Consider the following 14,000-nt stretch of genomic DNA (forward strand, 5'->3'; position numbering starts at 1 on the left):
CAGCCCCGTCACCCGGCGCGAATAATGTTATTGCAGCCTTTGATTTGTCACCCCCATAAAGACGGGGGTAATGTCACATTAGAAGTTGCAGCCACAGCAAGCGTCCCGGAGCGGCAAACGAGCTGCGAAACCATTGCTCCGACCGACCAGCTCTGAGTCGCCGCCGGTTGCTTTCAGTGTCGAGGAGGCGGGGAACCTCACCGGTGTAACGCTTCATCCTGGAATTTTGGGCTGTTCGGCTGGCTTGCCGAAATTCTCCCGGTAAGCGCGCGGCGTCAGGCCGAACCGGGTCGGTAGAAAGCGCAGGCTGGCTGACGCGGCGGTCAGCGACAATCTCGTCTAAATCGCCACGGCCAATACGGCGCAGCAGTCGCCCGCCTTGATCAGTCCGGGAAAGTGGCGGGCGACCAGCATCCCGGCCATCTTCGCCTGAACTTCGATCGGCTCGGCGCCGGTGCGCGCAGTCGGATGGATCCGCGCGATGACTGAGCCGGATTCGACCGGCTCGCCGAGATCGACAAGGAACTCGACGAGCCCGCCATCTTCGGCAAAGGCGAAGCAATCGTCGCTCGGCATGTCCAGCCACTGCGTCGGTTGGGCATCGATCTCGCCCTTGATGATGCCGGCGTGGCGCAGCACATTCATCGCGCCGCGTTTAGCGATAGCAGCACTTTTCGCCGTCGCCGAGCCGCCGCCACCGAGTTCCGTAGTGATGAAGATCTTGCCCATCTCTTCGGCCGCCGTGTCGTACATGCCGACCGCGTCGATCTCGAGCATCTTCATGGAAAACGGCGCGCCGAAGGCTTTGACGAAGTCGAAGGCGCTCGCTTCCTGCTCCTTGTCGGGAAGGATGTGAGCGGCGCAGAAGGGCAAAAAGTCGAGCGTCTTGCCCCCGGAATGGAAGTCGAGCACGATGTCTGCCAGCGGCAGAAGAGCGCGCTGGAAATAGTCGGCGATCTTCTCGGTCACCGTCCCGTCCGGCCGGCCCGGGAAACTGCGGTTCATATTGCCCCTGTCGATCGGCGAGGTCCGCGTCGCAGCCTGAAACGCGGGATAATTCATCGCCGGGACGATGATCACCCGGCCCTGAACTTCGGCGGCATCGAGCCTCCGCGCCAGATCCAAGAGCGCGATCGGGCCTTCATATTCGTCGCCGTGATTGCCGCCGGTGAAGAGGGCCGTCGGCCCTATCCCGTTCTTGATGACGGTGATCGGGATCATCACCGAGCCCCAGGCCGAATCGTCGCGGCTATAGGGCAGGCGCAGGAATCCGTGCTGGACGCCGTCGGCGTCGAAGTCGACCGTGGCGCTGATCGGCGACGGCCGCAAATGCTGCTCCCTCATGTCCTCAGTCCTTGACCATCAGCTTGCGCGGCACGGAGGCGAGGCATTCGACGCCGCTTTCGGTGATCAGAATGCTCTCTGTGGTCTCGAAGCCCATGTCCTCGAGCCAGAGACCGGTCATGAAGTGGAAGGTCATGCCCGGCTTCAGCTCCGTCTTGTCGCCCGGACGCAGGCTCATGGTGCGCTCGCCCCAGTCCGGCGGATAGGAAAGACCGATCGGATAGCCGGTGCGGTTGTCCTTCACGATCCCGTATTTCTTGAGCACGGCGAAGAAGGCGTTGGCGATGTCCTCGCAGGTGTTGCCCGGCTTGGCGACCGCGAGCCCCGCCTCCATGCCCTCGAGCGTCGCCTTCTCGGCGTCGAGGAAGGCCTGGGTCGGCTTGCCGAGGAACACCGTGCGCGACAGCGGCAGGTGATAGCGGTTGTAGCAGCCGGCGATCTCGAAAAAGGTCCCCTCGCCCCGCTTCATCGGCCGGTCGTCCCAGGTGAGATGCGGCGCGGAGGCTTCGACGCCCGAGGGAAGCAGCGGCACGATCGCCGGATAGTCGCCGCCGATGCCGTCGACGCCGCGGGTGCCGGCGTCGTAAATTTCCGCGACCAGATCGCATTTGCGCATGCCGACCTCGATCTTGTCGAAGATGCGCGCGTGCATCGCTTCGACGATCCGGGCGGCGTTGCGCATGTACTTGATTTCCGTCTCGCTCTTGACGGCGCGCTGCCAGTTGACGAGCGCCGTCGCGTCGACGTAGCGGGCATTCGGCAGATGCTTCTGCAGCGAAGCGAAGGCTGCCGCCGAGAACCAGTAATTGTCCATCTCGACGCCGATCCGGAGCGACCCCCAGCCGCGATCGGCGAGGATGCCGGAGAGGTAATCCATCGGGTGGCGCTCGGTCGACTGCACGTAGTGGTCGGGATAGCCGATGATGTTCTCGTGGTTGAGATAGGCGGTCAGCTTGGCGCCGTTGGCGTCCTGGCCGCGGCCGAACCAGATCGGCTCTCCTAAAGGCGGCACGATCACCGCCTGATGCACATAGAAGGACCAGCCGTCATAGCCTGTGAGCCATGCCATGTTGGACGGGTCGCTGACGATCAGGAGCTCGATGCCCTTGGCTTCCATCGCCTGGCGGGTCTTTCTGAGCCGCGCTTCATATTCCCCAAGGGAGAATTTGAGGTTGGGTTGGGTCATGTCTCTTCCCTCGTTTTGCCGGAAATGCCGGCGTCAACTCTCGAACGTCGCTCCTGCGTTCGCGGCATTCGCCCGCGCGAAGGCGAGCGTGGCGATGGCGGTGTCCTGGATGCCGGTACCGGTCAGGTCGGCGATGGTGATCTCGTTCGCGCTCGTGCGTCCCGCCCTCAGACCGGCGATCACCTGGCCGAGCTCGGCGAACTCGGCATCCGGTGCCACGACGCCAGCAGCAACCGCGTGGTGCAGTTCACCGAGACGGCGCGTCTGCTTCAGGCTGTCGGCGACATAGGTGGCGCGGGCGATCGCCCGCGGATCAAGCTCGTTCTTGTGCTCGGCATCGGAGCCCATGACGGTGACATGCTGACCCGGCTCAAGCCAGCCGGCCATGAAGATCGGCTTCTCCGACGGGGTGGTGGTGACGACGATATCGGCGCCCGCGACGGCTGCCTCCGGCTCGATTGAGGCCTTGACCGGAAAGCCGAGCTTTCCGGCCAGTACGATCGCAACCGCTTCGGCCTTCGCCGCATCGCGGGCCCAGAGCCGCGCCTCGCGGATCGGGCGGACGAGGGTCAGTGCTTCAAGCTGCAGCCTGGCCTGCATGCCCGCACCGAAGATCGCGGCAACGGATGCACCTTCCCGCGACAAGTGCTTAGCCGCGATGGCACCAGCGGCAGCCGTGCGGACGTCCGTCAAGTATCCATTGTCGAGCAACAAGGCCTGCACCAGCCCGGTGCGGCTCGAAAGCAGCACCATCATGCCGTTGGTGCTCGGCAGGCCGATCTTCGGATTGTCGAAGAAGCCGGGGCTGATCTTGATGGCGAAACCGTCGAGGCCGGACACATAGGCCGTCTTGACGTCGACCTCGCCGCGATGCTCAGGAATGTCGAGCCTCAGGATCGGCGGCATCGCCACCGCCCTGGTGGCGAGCGCATGGAAGGCATTCTCGACGCAGGCGACCGCTTCGCGATCGAGCGGCACGATGCGACGCAGCTCCGCCTCGGTGAGAATCGTTATCCTCGTCATGCCGCTGCCTCCTTGCGAAACGGATCCGTTTCGCCGTTCATCACGCTGAGATGCAGGCCCATATCGACATTGCGGCCGGAGAGAATGACTGCGATCGGACCGACGATCGTCTTGATCTTGCCGGCGAGAAGCGCCGCGATCCCGACCGCCCCGGCTCCCTCGACGATCTCGCGCTCCTCGGCATAGGCGTGGCGCATGCCGGCGGCGATTTCCGCCTCTGTCACAAGGATGATGTCGTCGAGGAGCTCCCGGCACATGCTAAATGTCACGCGATTGTCGAGCCCGATGCCGCCGCCAAGCGAATCGGCAAGGCTCGGCTGTTCCTCGACGAGCACGGGGGTGCCGGCGGCGAGGCTCGTCTTCATCGCGGCGCCGCGCTCCATGGTCAGCCCGATCACCCGCGTCGCCGGCCTGCGCGCCTTGACGGCTGCGGCCAACCCGGCCGCCAGCCCGCCACCCGAAACCGGCACCAGCACAACGGCGACCTCTGGCATCTGGTCGACGATTTCGAGCCCGAGCGTCCCCTGCCCTGCGACGACTGCCGGATGGTCGAAGGGCGGCACCATCACGAGACCTTTTTCCGCGATCAGCCGCTCGACCTCTTGCTGCGCCTCGTCCTGCGACCTGCCGACAATCCGGACATCCGCGCCAAGACGCCTGATTTCGGAGACCTTGTTTTCCGGCACGAGGTGCGACATGCAGATCGTCGCGAGCGAACCTTCCGCCTTTGCCGCATAGGCGAGTGCTCGGCCATGATTACCGGTCGAGGCCGCGACGACGCCGCGCGCACGCTCCGCGGCGGTGAGTGAAAGCACCGCATTGGTCGCGCCGCGCAGCTTGAAGCTGCCGGTCGTCTGATGATGCTCGAGCTTGAGGCCGACAGACACGCCGCAGAGCCGGCTCAGCGATGCCGAGGCAACCAGCGGCGTCGTCAGCACGCGTCCGGAAAAACGCCGCGCCGCGGCTTCGATATCCTCGATCGTCACGGGGAGAGACGCGTTCACGGCCATTCCCCCTTAAGTGGCAGCGCCATCAGTCGCCCGAGCCGCGGCCGAGCCTCCTGGTCGCTGCAGAGGCGCAGGCAGGCCCAGGCTGTAGCGTAATTGCTGCTGACGACCGGCTTGCCGATCGCCTCCTCGATTTCATCGATCACGCCGGCGGCGCGAACGGCGGTGCAGGAGATGAAGAGGGCATCGGATTCCGGGGCCATGGCCTCCTTCGCAAACGCGACGATCTCCGAAGGCGCGATCCGCGCCATTTCCCGGTCGTCGGAAAGTCCCAGGCAGGTGAAGCGGTCGATCTCGAAGCCGAAGGCCGCAAAATAATCCGCCATCGGCCGGCTGGTCTCGACCGTATAGGGGGTGAGCACGGAAATTCGCGTCGCGCCGAGCGTCCGCAAGCCTTCGACCGCCGCCGCCGTCGGCGTCACTACGGCAGCCCCGGGCTTGGCGGCCTTGACCGCTGCAGCGATCTCCTTATCGCCAATGACGACGGATGCCGAAGTGCAGGAATACATCACGACGTCAAGCGCCTCGTCGGGCAGGATCAGGCCTGCCGCCGCCGTCAGCGACGGCTGCATCGCCCGCAGGTTCTCCGGCGTCACCGGATTGGCATAAGGAATGCGCGTGACATAAACGCCGATCCGGTCCGAGGCCACCAGCCGATGAAAGTCCGCTTCGGTGGTGTGATCGGTGGCAAGGATGATGAGGCCGATGCGCTTTTCCAGCGGCCGGTCGTCGAGGCGCGGTGCGCGCGCTGCCAAAGAAAGAGCGACAGGCGTTTCCATCAGCGTTCGTCCACCCGTGCGTAGCGCTCTTCTAGCCAGCGCAGGAAGAAGACCGAGATGAGGCTCATGATCAGGAAGAAGACGCCGACCAGCGTCATCGGCTCGATATAGCGATAATTGCTGTTGGCGATGCTTTTCGCCTGGTTCATCAGTTCTAGCACCGTGATTGCCGAAAGCAGCGGCGTCTCCTTGAACATGGCGATCAGGTAATTGGCGAGCGCCGGGATCATCGGCGGGATCGCCTGCGGCAGGATCACGTGGACCCAGGTCTGGCGGGCGGTGAGGTTCGTCGCCTTGGCGGCTTCCCACTGGCCGCGCGGCACGTTCTCGATGCCGGCCCGGTAGACCTCGGCGGCGTAGGTGCCGTAATGGATGCCGAGACCGATGACGCCGGCGAGCAGCGCCGGCAGTCGGATGCCGATATCCGGCAGCACGTAGAAGATGAAATAGAGCTGCACCAGCAAAGGCGTGCCGCGGATGAACTCCACCGCGAAGCTCGTGGTGCGCGCGATCGGCGCCGTCGCCACCATGCGCAGGATCGCGAAGACGAGGCCGACCACGGCGGCGACCGCCGCACCGAGAATGGTGGCGAGAATGGTGATCTGCAGCCCCTCGATGAGGGTCGGCATGATTTGGCGGACGAATTCCCAATCCCATTCCATGGTCAGGCCCTCACGCCGTCGAGGCCACGCGTCACCCGGCGCTCCAGCCAGCGCATGCCGAGCGAGATCAACCAGGCCATGACGAAGTAGAGCACCAGGATCGTCGCGAAGGGGATCAGCGTGCTGCCCGTCTGCGCGCGCACCACCTGGGCCTGGAAGGTCATGTCGGTGAGCGAGATCAGCGAGACGACCGCCGTCCCCTTGAGGAGCTCGATCGCATTGTTGCCGAAGGTCGGCAGCATCAGCGGCAGCGCCTGCGGCAGGATGATGTGGCGCATCGCCTGGTAACGCGAGAGGTTGAGCGCGGTGCAGGCTTCGCGCTGCTCGCGGCCGATCGCTTTTACGGCACCGCGCACCACTTCCGCGCCATAGGCGCCGACATTCAGGCCCAGCGCCAGCACGCCGGCTTGCAGCGGCGTCAGCGTGATGCCGGCAAAGGGCAGCACGAAATAGACCCAGAAGAGCTGGACGAAGATCGATGTGCCGCGGAAGAACTCGATATAGGTCGTGGCAAGCGCGCGCACCACCATGAACCGGCTGACGCGCCCGAGCCCCGCCGCAAAGGCGACCACGACGGCCAGCGCCGAGCCCATCAGGGTGAGCTGGACGGTCACCCAGGCGCCTTCAAGGATCAATCCGATATAGCCGGACCAGTCGATCATCGTTCAATTGTTCCAGTCAGAGTGCGGCTCGGTTCAACGGGGCCTTCCATGCCGCCTTCCCCCGGTGTCGCTCCGGTGAAAAGGCGGCGGGAAGCCCCAGCCCAGGCTTATTGCGCGGCGCAGAGTTTCTCGCGCGTCGTCGACATCGCCGCCTTTGCCGAGAAGCCATAGGGCTCGATGATCTTGGCGAACTCGCCGGATTCCTTCATCTTGGCGAGTTCGACATCGAAGGCATCGCGCAACGCTTCGTCGCCCTTCCTGAAGGCGGCGCCGTCGCAATAGACCGGGGCGCCTTCGACCGGCGCGACCACTTCGATATTGGGGTCGTTGGCCTTCGAGACGAGGTCGTTGATCGAAAGCACCGGCAGCGAGTAGACGTCGATGCGGCCGTCCTGCAGCATCTTCATGCCGCTCTGGCCGTCCGGCACGACGATAACGCGGTCACGCGGCACGCCGGCTTCGAGCGCCAGCTTCTCTTCCGTGCCGCCGCCCGGCGCACCGATCTTCGCATCCGGATTGTCGGCGATGTCCTTGTAACTCTTCAATTTGAGCGGATTGCCCTTCTTCAGCGCGAAGGCCTCGGCGTCGCAGAGGATCGGCTGCGAATAGGCGACCGCGGCGCAGCGCTCCGGCTTCATGAAAAGCCCGGCGGTGATCGCGTCGTGACGGCCCGCCTGCAGGCCGGGGATCATCGCGCCATATTCGGAGATCGAGGCGACGATTTCCGGCACGCCGAGCCGCTTGAAGATCTCGCGGGCCACATCCGGCGCGGCACCGGAGACCTTGCCGTCGGCGCCGACGGCGGTAAAGGGCGGCTCGTTTGCGATGGCGACACGCGCGAAGCCCTGTTCCTTCAGTTCCTCGAGCTTGTTCTCATCCGCCGCGACGGGCGTCGCTGCGGCAATTGCCATCAACGCCGTCGCACCTGCCGCCATTGCCATCAAAGCTTTCAGTGTCATCGTTCCCAACTCCTCTGTTGTTCTCTTCACGTTGTTGCTTGAGGCAATGTCGGCCCGAGAGCTCAGACGCGGTGCCCTGCCGCTATGATCTTGCGCAGGAAGGTCTGCGTGCGTTCCTGTTTCGGGTGCCGGAAGATGTCTTCGGGCCTCCCCTCCTCGACAATCTTGCCGCGGTCGAAGAAGAGCACCCGATCGGCGAAATCATGGGCAAAGCCCATTTCGTGGGTGACGAGCAGCATCGTCATGTCCGTTTCGGCCGCCAGCTTGCGCATGACGTTCAGGACTTCCTCGACGAGCTCGGGATCGAGCGCGGAGGTCACCTCGTCGAACAGCATGATCTTCGGCGACAGCGCCAGCGCCCGGGCGATCGCGACGCGCTGCTTCTGGCCGCCGGAGAGCTGGGCCGGCATGCTCTTCGCCTTGTCGGCGAGCCCGACCATGTCAAGAAGCTCCATCGCCCGCTTTTCCGCCGCCGCACGCGGAACGCCCTTTGTCAGCATCGGCGCCAATGTGACGTTGTCGAGCACGCATTTATGGGGAAACAGGTTGAAGTGCTGGAAGACCATGCCGATCTTCTCGCGCATCTTATGGAGATGCCGCTCGTCGGCCGGAACGAGACTGCCCGCCTTCTTCATGTGATAGAGCTGCTCGCCGTCAACCTGAATAAAGCCGTCGCTGATCGTTTCCAGCGTCATCAGGATGCGCAGGATCGTCGTCTTGCCCGAACCGGACGGGCCGATGAGGGCGAGCTTCTCGCCCGGCATTACCTCCATCGACAGACCATCGAGCACGGTCAGCGGACCGTATCTCTTGACGATGTTGTCGATGCGGATGATCGGCTCGGGCATTCGCGTCTCTCCCTTTGAGAGCGGTAATGTCCTAACGATGATCCGGTTCCGAAATCATGTCAATGTGAATAATAATCTCATGACAATTATTCGACGATGAGCAAGTTTTGCATCCACATCAGATCGCGAGCAGCAATGCCTCCGGGTCGCCAAGCGCCAGCGAGGCGACGATGCCCAGCCCGGTTTTGAGCTCCTGTTCGCTGGTCGAGCCGAGCGAGATGCGCACGGCCGGGCGCCAGCCGCTGTCGGCGGTGCGGAAGGACGCGCCCGGCGCGATCGCCACACCGCGCAGGCGCGCCTGGGAGACGAAGGCCTCCTCCGCGTGGCCCTCGGGGAGCGGCAGCCAGACATGCAGGCTCTGCGGATGGCTGCGGTGGGGAAGTCGGCCGAACGTCTCGGTGGCGATGGCGTGGCGGGCGGCGAGAGCCCGGCGCTGCCAATTGACGAGGTCGATCGCCGTGCCGTCGCTCACCCAACGGGTGGCGATCTCGGCGATCGACGGCGTCGCCATCCAGTTCGAGACGAGATGCCGGTTGGCGACCGCCGCGACGTAGCGGTCCGGCGCCACCAGATAGCCGATCCTGAGGCCCGGCACGGTGATCTTGGTGAAGCTCGTCACGTAAAGGGTGCGTTCCGGCGCCAGCGCCGCCACCGGCGGCAGACGCTCCTCGACCAGTGGCCCAAGAATATCGTTTTCGATGATGGCGATGTCGTGCCGGCGCGCCACTTCCGCGAGCGCGGCTCGGCGCTCGCGGCTCATCAAGGTCGCCGTCGGATTGATCACTGAGGGCTGTAGGAAGATCGCGCGGATGACCCCCTTGCGACAGGCTTCGTCGAGCGCTTCCGGCACCATCCCGTCGTCATCGATCGCGATGCCCTGGAGATGAATGCCGAGATAGGTCGACAGCGGCACCAGCGTGTGATGGCTGATCGCCTCCGTCGCGATGGTCGAACCGGGCGGAGCGACGCTCATCAAAGCGACGGTCATGGCGGGGGTCGCGCCGTTGGTGAGGCTGATATTGAGCGGCGAGACGTCGAGCCCGCAGCGCGAAAGCCATTCCGCCGCAATTGTGCGGTGGCGCGGGAACACCATGTTCGGCCGGAAGGACAGCGCCGAGCTTGCCGGCAGGTTCTCGGCAAGCCACGCGAAGGCCTGTCGCATCTTTTCGAGATGTATCTGCTCGCAGACCGGCTTCAGGATCGAAAGGTCGATCAGTTCGCCGAGCCGCTCCGGCAGATAGGGCGGATCCGGCTCGCGCGGCCGCGTCTGAACGAAGCTGCCGCGCCCGACCTCGCCCGAAATCAGCCCGCGCCGGATGAGCTCGTCATAGGCCCGGCTCACCGTCTGCACCGACAGCTTCAAATCGTCGGCAAGCTTGCGATGCGTCGGCAGCCGCGTGCCGTTCTGCAACCGCCCCTCCTCGATCGCACGGGCAATTTGATCGGCCAGCGAGAGATAGGCCGGGCGGCGCAGAAGCGTTGTGTCGGGCATCCAATTTGTCATGATTTGAACTGTGATTAAAATCAGCTCAATTGACAATGCAAAAGTGAGAACCCAATGTCTTTTCCCGGATTTCGACTTCAGGAGGGGCGCCCCGCATGAAACTTGACGCGATCGATCTGCGCATCCTCGAGGCGATCCAGGCCGACGGGCGCATCACCAAGCTGGCGCTGGCCGAAAAGGCGGGGCTTTCGCCGACGCCGTGCTGGATGCGGCTCAGAAAACTGGAAAAGGCCGGCATCGTCGCCGGCTACCATGCGCGCGTGGCGCTGCGACGGGTGGCTCCGGTCGCAAGTGTGATGATGGAGGTGACCCTTGCCAATCACCGGCAGGCGGATTTCGACCGGTTCGAGCGCGCCATCGCCGTAATTCCCGAGATCGTCGCCTGCTGGTCGGTCGGCGGCGGGGTGGATTATATCCTCAAGGTGGTGACGGCCGACATCGACGCCTATCAGCGGCTGGTCGACGAGTTGCTCGGCCGCGAACTCGGCATCGATCGCTATTTCACCTACATCGTCACCAAGACCGTCAAGGAAGAAACCGTCCTGCCGCTCGGTGCGTTGTTGCCACAGGCTTCGGCGGGGCAAGCCTAGAGGCGGTGTCTTGAAACCGAACGGTAGGAAAGGACGAGCGGAGGGATGGAAAGCCGTAACTCTCTACTCGTACTCCAACCAAACCCCGCCGGCATCGGCCGAACGGACGCAGTTCTCGACCCACCGCACGCCTTCCAAGCCGGCATCGATACCCGGGAAGGCCAGGTCTTCGATACCCTCGGGCGCAAGGCCACGATTGCCAGTAATGGCGAGAGCGAAGCGGCGGTAGAGATTGGCCCAGGCCTCGAACAGCCCCTCTGGATGGCCGCCGCCGATGCGGTCGTCGAGCCGGGCTTGCGGGTAGAGATAGTCCATGCCGCGTTCCAGGATGCGGACCGGCTCGCCCTGGATCTCGTAGGAAAGCTGGTTCGGCCGCTCGTCCCACCATTCGATGCTCGCCTTCGAGCCGACGATCCGGACCTTCTGGCCGTGCATCGAGCCGGCATTGACGGCGCTCGACCAGACATTGGCGACGGCGCCGTTGTCGTATTCCATCAGGGTTATGGCATTATCCTCGAGCGGCGCGCGGCTCTTGACGAAGCTCTGGCGCACGCACATCAGCCGCCTGATCTTCAGGTGCGGCAGGATTACCTCCGAAATATAGAGCGGGTGGGTGCCGACGTCGCCGAGCACATAGCTGGGGCCGGCGAACTTCGGATCGACCCGCCAGCGTGTCGACGGGTTCTGCTCCTCGACGGCGGCGCTGTGGAAGCCATGGGCAAATTGCAGGTTGACGATCCGGATCTCGCCGAGGTCGCCGTTCCTCACCATGGCGCGGGCCTGCTCGATCATCTGGTGACCGGCATAGCCATAGGTGACGCCGACGGTCAGCCCGCCCGCTTCGGCGAGCGACTTGAGCTCCTTCGCTTCCGCGACCGTGAAGCAGAGCGGCTTTTCGCAGATGACGTTGAGGCCGTGTTCGAGCGCCGCCCTACAGGTCGAGAAATGGGTGTTGTTCGGCGTGGCGATCGAGACCGCTTCGATCCCGTCGGCGCGCCTCGCCTCCTCGGCGAACATCGTCTCGTAGTCCGGATAGCTACGGGCCTCGTCGAGCCCGAGATCCACCCCGAAGGCGCGGCCGCGTTCCGGGTCAATGTCGAAGGCGCCGGCCACCAGTTCGAACGTGTCGTCGCGGAGCGCGGCCGAGCGATGGATGTAGCCGATCTGGCTGCCGCGTCCGCCGCCGACCATGCCCCAGCGGATCGGGTTTTTCTTCGTCTCTGGCATTATTCTGTCCCTCAAGTGTTTGGTGTCGCTTTCCGCTGGTGTCCGTTTCACCCCCTCTGCCCTGCCGGGCATCTCCCCCGCAAGGGTGGAGATCGGCAAGACGCGGGCTCCCCAATCCGTCTTTTCGACAGCGTTCATCTCGGTGCGGGAGGCAGCCGGCACCGCAAAAATACGGCGCCCAATCTGCAATGGCGGCCACCGGCGAAGGCATCAACACTGGCCGATCTCTACCCTTGCGGGGGAGATGCCCGGCAGGGCAGTGGGGGCTGCGACACGTACCAGACCTCAATCACCTCTAAAATCCGACCGAGCGCAGATAGTCGCGGCTTTCCCGCACATCCGCGAGGCTGCCGGCGACGCTTAAAGGGTCGCGCTCCTGCTCGACGGTGATAAAGCCGTGATAGCCGATCTCCTCGAGAGCCTGCTTGACCGGCCGATAGTCGATGACGCCGCGGCCGATCGGGCACATCACCCCTTGGGCGCAGGCCTCGAAGAACCTGATTTCCTGCCCAAGCACGCGGCGGAAGACCGTCTCGTCGATGTCCTTGAAGTGGACGTAGTCGAGCCGGTCGGCGTAGCGCTTCAGTGTCTCGACCGGATCCATGCCGGCGTAATAGCTGTGGCCGGTGTCGACGCAGAAGCCGGCAAGCTCCGCCGGCACGTCGCGAGCGATCCGCTCGATCTCGTCGGCGAATTCGATATAGCCGCCGGCATGCGGATGGATGACGGCGCGCACGCCGTATTTGCTCCTCGCAAGCTCGGCGATCGTCTTGATGGTGGCGACCATGCCGCGCCACGCCCCGTCGGAGAGCCGAGGCGCCCGGTCAGCATGGCCGGCGGCAAAATCGCGTTCGTCGTGGCCCCAGTCCATGACCGTCAGGTATGGCGTCCTGAAACGTTGGCCGAGGAGCTGTTCGGGCTGCGGCAGCCGGGTGATGACGGCGCAGATCTCGTCGGTCTGACGCAACAGATTCTCGCGGTTTTCGGCCGAGACAAGATCGTCGAAGATCGTTCCGGCGACGATGAAGAGGTTGCGGTCGGCGAGCGCCTTGGCGACCCGTTCGGAGTCGAGGGGCACGTAGCCATAGGGGCCGAGTTCGAGACCGCCATAGCCGGCGGCGGCCGCCTCGTCGAAGACGCGTTCCCAGGCGGGCAGGTTCGGGTTCTTGACGTCGTCTACGCCCCAGCAGCAGGGGGCGGTCGCGATGGTGATGGTCACGAATGTTGTCCTCGTTGTATAAGCTGGCACTTACGCATCCTTGCCCGGCCAGTATTTGTCGACGTATTTCTGGATCTCCGCACGCATGAAGCGACCCGACTCGTCAGCGCGGTCTTCCCAGCCGAAAACGCAGGCGGTGACGATGCCGTCGAAGCCGACCGAGGCGAGCGAGGAGAAGAAGACGTCCCAGTTGATCTCGCCCTGATACATGTCCATGTGCTGGTGGATCGTCACCGGGGCGCCCGGCGGGTTGATGATGTAGCGAAGCCCCGATGACGCCTTGTGGTTATAGGTGTCGGCGACATGGACATGGGCGATCAGAGGCCCGGCATCGCGGATCATCTTCGCCATGTCATCGCCGAAGTAGAAGGTGTGCGGGGCGCAGTAGAGGAACTTGACGTTCTTCGAGCCGATCGCCTTCAGCATGTCGATCGCCGGATGCAAGGTCTCGCACCAGTCTTCCGGGTGCGGCTCCATGTTGAGCGTCACGCCTTCCTTCTCGAAGACCGGCACCAGCTCCTCCATCGAACGCCACCAGGCGGCTTCGCTGTGCTCGTGCGTGTGTATTCCGCCGCAGCAGTTGGAGCGATGGCTACGGTCGGGCGACGGGCCACGGCCGAACTCGGAATTCATCGTGTCGCAGCCCATCTCGACGGCGACCTCGATCGCTTGCTTCCAATAGCGCACCGCCGCCTGGCGCTCGTCCTCATGCGGGCTCGCCCAGCGATACATCGGCAGGATCGAGGCGAGCTTGACGCCGTGATCCTTCAGCGCTGCCTTGAACTCGGCGATCCGTTCCTTGTGGGCGCGCGGCCGCACCCACCAGGGGAGGAAATCCTCGCGCGGCGACAGCTCGATATGGTCGTAGCCAAGCTCCGCCGCCTTGCGGCACAGATCATTGAGGCCAAGATGGCGATGCATGTAAGGGTCGAGTGCGATCTTCATGGGTGCTCCTCCTGATGCGCGAAGGATACCGAGCACCACCGCTGC

The 14,000-nt window shown here is 64.2% G+C and carries 14 protein-coding genes; 1 reads left to right on the forward strand and 13 read right to left on the reverse strand.

Annotated features, from left to right (window positions below):
* Nucleotides 1-339: 339 nt before the first annotated feature.
* From doeB to NXT3_RS30350, 10 genes are all read right to left on the reverse strand, one after another.
* A complete protein-coding gene (gene doeB, locus NXT3_RS30305; protein ID WP_104841287.1) occupies nucleotides 340-1,344 on the reverse strand; it encodes a N(2)-acetyl-L-2,4-diaminobutanoate deacetylase DoeB in 1,005 nt (334 codons plus the stop codon).
* A gap of 4 nt (nucleotides 1,345-1,348) precedes the next feature.
* Complete coding sequence (gene doeA, locus NXT3_RS30310; RefSeq protein WP_104841288.1) at nucleotides 1,349-2,530, reverse strand: ectoine hydrolase DoeA; 1,182 nt, start codon at nucleotides 2,528-2,530, stop codon at nucleotides 1,349-1,351.
* Nucleotides 2,531-2,563: 33 nt separating this feature from the next.
* Nucleotides 2,564-3,553, reverse strand: coding sequence for an ectoine utilization protein EutC (gene eutC, locus NXT3_RS30315; protein WP_104841289.1), 990 nt, complete (start codon nucleotides 3,551-3,553; stop codon nucleotides 2,564-2,566).
* Nucleotides 3,550-4,557 (reverse strand): hydroxyectoine utilization dehydratase EutB, encoded by a 1,008-nt coding sequence (eutB, locus tag NXT3_RS30320; protein WP_037416200.1) that lies wholly within the window; start codon nucleotides 4,555-4,557, stop codon nucleotides 3,550-3,552. Before eutB ends, eutC begins: the two co-directional genes overlap by 4 nt.
* Complete coding sequence (eutA, locus tag NXT3_RS30325; protein WP_037416185.1) at nucleotides 4,554-5,339, reverse strand: ectoine utilization protein EutA; 786 nt, start codon at nucleotides 5,337-5,339, stop codon at nucleotides 4,554-4,556. Before eutA ends, eutB begins: the two co-directional genes overlap by 4 nt.
* Entirely contained in the window at nucleotides 5,339-6,001 is a 663-nt protein-coding gene (gene ehuD, locus NXT3_RS30330; RefSeq protein WP_097538656.1) for an ectoine/hydroxyectoine ABC transporter permease subunit EhuD, read from the reverse strand. Before ehuD ends, eutA begins: the two co-directional genes overlap by 1 nt.
* 2 nt (nucleotides 6,002-6,003) lie before the next feature.
* Nucleotides 6,004-6,663 (reverse strand): ectoine/hydroxyectoine ABC transporter permease subunit EhuC, encoded by a 660-nt coding sequence (gene ehuC / locus NXT3_RS30335; protein ID WP_037416179.1) that lies wholly within the window; start codon nucleotides 6,661-6,663, stop codon nucleotides 6,004-6,006.
* Nucleotides 6,664-6,770: 107 nt separating this feature from the next.
* The gene (gene ehuB / locus NXT3_RS30340; protein ID WP_037416176.1) at nucleotides 6,771-7,622 is read right to left on the reverse strand and encodes an ectoine/hydroxyectoine ABC transporter substrate-binding protein EhuB; all 852 of its coding nucleotides are present in this window, start codon (nucleotides 7,620-7,622) and stop codon (nucleotides 6,771-6,773) included.
* A gap of 62 nt (nucleotides 7,623-7,684) precedes the next feature.
* Complete coding sequence (gene ehuA, locus NXT3_RS30345; RefSeq protein ID WP_097524384.1) at nucleotides 7,685-8,470, reverse strand: ectoine/hydroxyectoine ABC transporter ATP-binding protein EhuA; 786 nt, start codon at nucleotides 8,468-8,470, stop codon at nucleotides 7,685-7,687.
* 118 nt (nucleotides 8,471-8,588) lie between these two features.
* The gene (locus tag NXT3_RS30350) at nucleotides 8,589-10,010 is read right to left on the reverse strand and encodes a MocR-like ectoine utilization transcription factor EhuR (RefSeq protein WP_199773427.1); all 1,422 of its coding nucleotides are present in this window, start codon (nucleotides 10,008-10,010) and stop codon (nucleotides 8,589-8,591) included.
* 59 nt (nucleotides 10,011-10,069) lie between these two features.
* Between NXT3_RS30350 and NXT3_RS30355 the strand changes: the two genes are divergently transcribed.
* The gene (locus tag NXT3_RS30355; RefSeq protein ID WP_097524383.1) at nucleotides 10,070-10,564 is read left to right on the forward strand and encodes an Lrp/AsnC family transcriptional regulator; all 495 of its coding nucleotides are present in this window, start codon (nucleotides 10,070-10,072) and stop codon (nucleotides 10,562-10,564) included.
* A gap of 63 nt (nucleotides 10,565-10,627) precedes the next feature.
* Here NXT3_RS30355 and NXT3_RS30360 read toward each other — a convergent pair whose 3' ends face one another.
* The 3 genes from NXT3_RS30360 to NXT3_RS30370 all read right to left on the reverse strand — a co-directional run bounded on the left by NXT3_RS30360 (nucleotide 10,628) and on the right by NXT3_RS30370 (nucleotide 13,955).
* Entirely contained in the window at nucleotides 10,628-11,791 is a 1,164-nt protein-coding gene (locus NXT3_RS30360; protein ID WP_104841291.1) for a Gfo/Idh/MocA family protein, read from the reverse strand.
* 295 nt (nucleotides 11,792-12,086) lie between these two features.
* Nucleotides 12,087-13,010 carry a TIM barrel protein gene (locus NXT3_RS30365; protein WP_037416161.1) on the reverse strand — a complete coding sequence of 308 codons (924 nt, stop codon included), beginning with the start codon at nucleotides 13,008-13,010 and terminating at the stop codon, nucleotides 12,087-12,089.
* Between the two features lie 30 nt (nucleotides 13,011-13,040).
* On the reverse strand, nucleotides 13,041-13,955 hold the full coding sequence (locus tag NXT3_RS30370; protein ID WP_097538651.1) for a sugar phosphate isomerase/epimerase family protein: 915 nt from the start codon (nucleotides 13,953-13,955) through the stop codon (nucleotides 13,041-13,043).
* Nucleotides 13,956-14,000 lie beyond the last annotated feature (45 nt).

Origin of the sequence: Sinorhizobium fredii (genome assembly GCF_002944405.1) — a bacterium.
In the GTDB taxonomy this organism is placed as follows: domain Bacteria; phylum Pseudomonadota; class Alphaproteobacteria; order Rhizobiales; family Rhizobiaceae; genus Sinorhizobium; species Sinorhizobium fredii_C.

What these genes read in the sequence shown, in the direction of transcription:
- ehuD (WP_097538656.1), bottom strand. Translation starts at nt 6,001, where the DNA reads ATGGAATGGGATTGGGAATTCGTCCGCCAAATCATGCCGACCCTCATC.
- doeB (WP_104841287.1), bottom strand. Translation starts at nt 1,344, where the DNA reads ATGAGGGAGCAGCATTTGCGGCCGTCGCCGATCAGCGCCACGGTCGAC.
- eutA (WP_037416185.1), bottom strand. Translation starts at nt 5,339, where the DNA reads ATGGAAACGCCTGTCGCTCTTTCTTTGGCAGCGCGCGCACCGCGCCTC.
- ehuB (WP_037416176.1), bottom strand. Translation starts at nt 7,622, where the DNA reads ATGACACTGAAAGCTTTGATGGCAATGGCGGCAGGTGCGACGGCGTTG.
- NXT3_RS30360 (WP_104841291.1), bottom strand. Translation starts at nt 11,791, where the DNA reads ATGCCAGAGACGAAGAAAAACCCGATCCGCTGGGGCATGGTCGGCGGC.
- doeA (WP_104841288.1), bottom strand. Translation starts at nt 2,530, where the DNA reads ATGACCCAACCCAACCTCAAATTCTCCCTTGGGGAATATGAAGCGCGG.
- ehuC (WP_037416179.1), bottom strand. Translation starts at nt 6,663, where the DNA reads ATGATCGACTGGTCCGGCTATATCGGATTGATCCTTGAAGGCGCCTGG.
- ehuA (WP_097524384.1), bottom strand. Translation starts at nt 8,470, where the DNA reads ATGCCCGAGCCGATCATCCGCATCGACAACATCGTCAAGAGATACGGT.
- NXT3_RS30370 (WP_097538651.1), bottom strand. Translation starts at nt 13,955, where the DNA reads ATGAAGATCGCACTCGACCCTTACATGCATCGCCATCTTGGCCTCAAT.
- NXT3_RS30355 (WP_097524383.1), top strand. Translation starts at nt 10,070, where the DNA reads ATGAAACTTGACGCGATCGATCTGCGCATCCTCGAGGCGATCCAGGCC.
- eutC (WP_104841289.1), bottom strand. Translation starts at nt 3,553, where the DNA reads ATGACGAGGATAACGATTCTCACCGAGGCGGAGCTGCGTCGCATCGTG.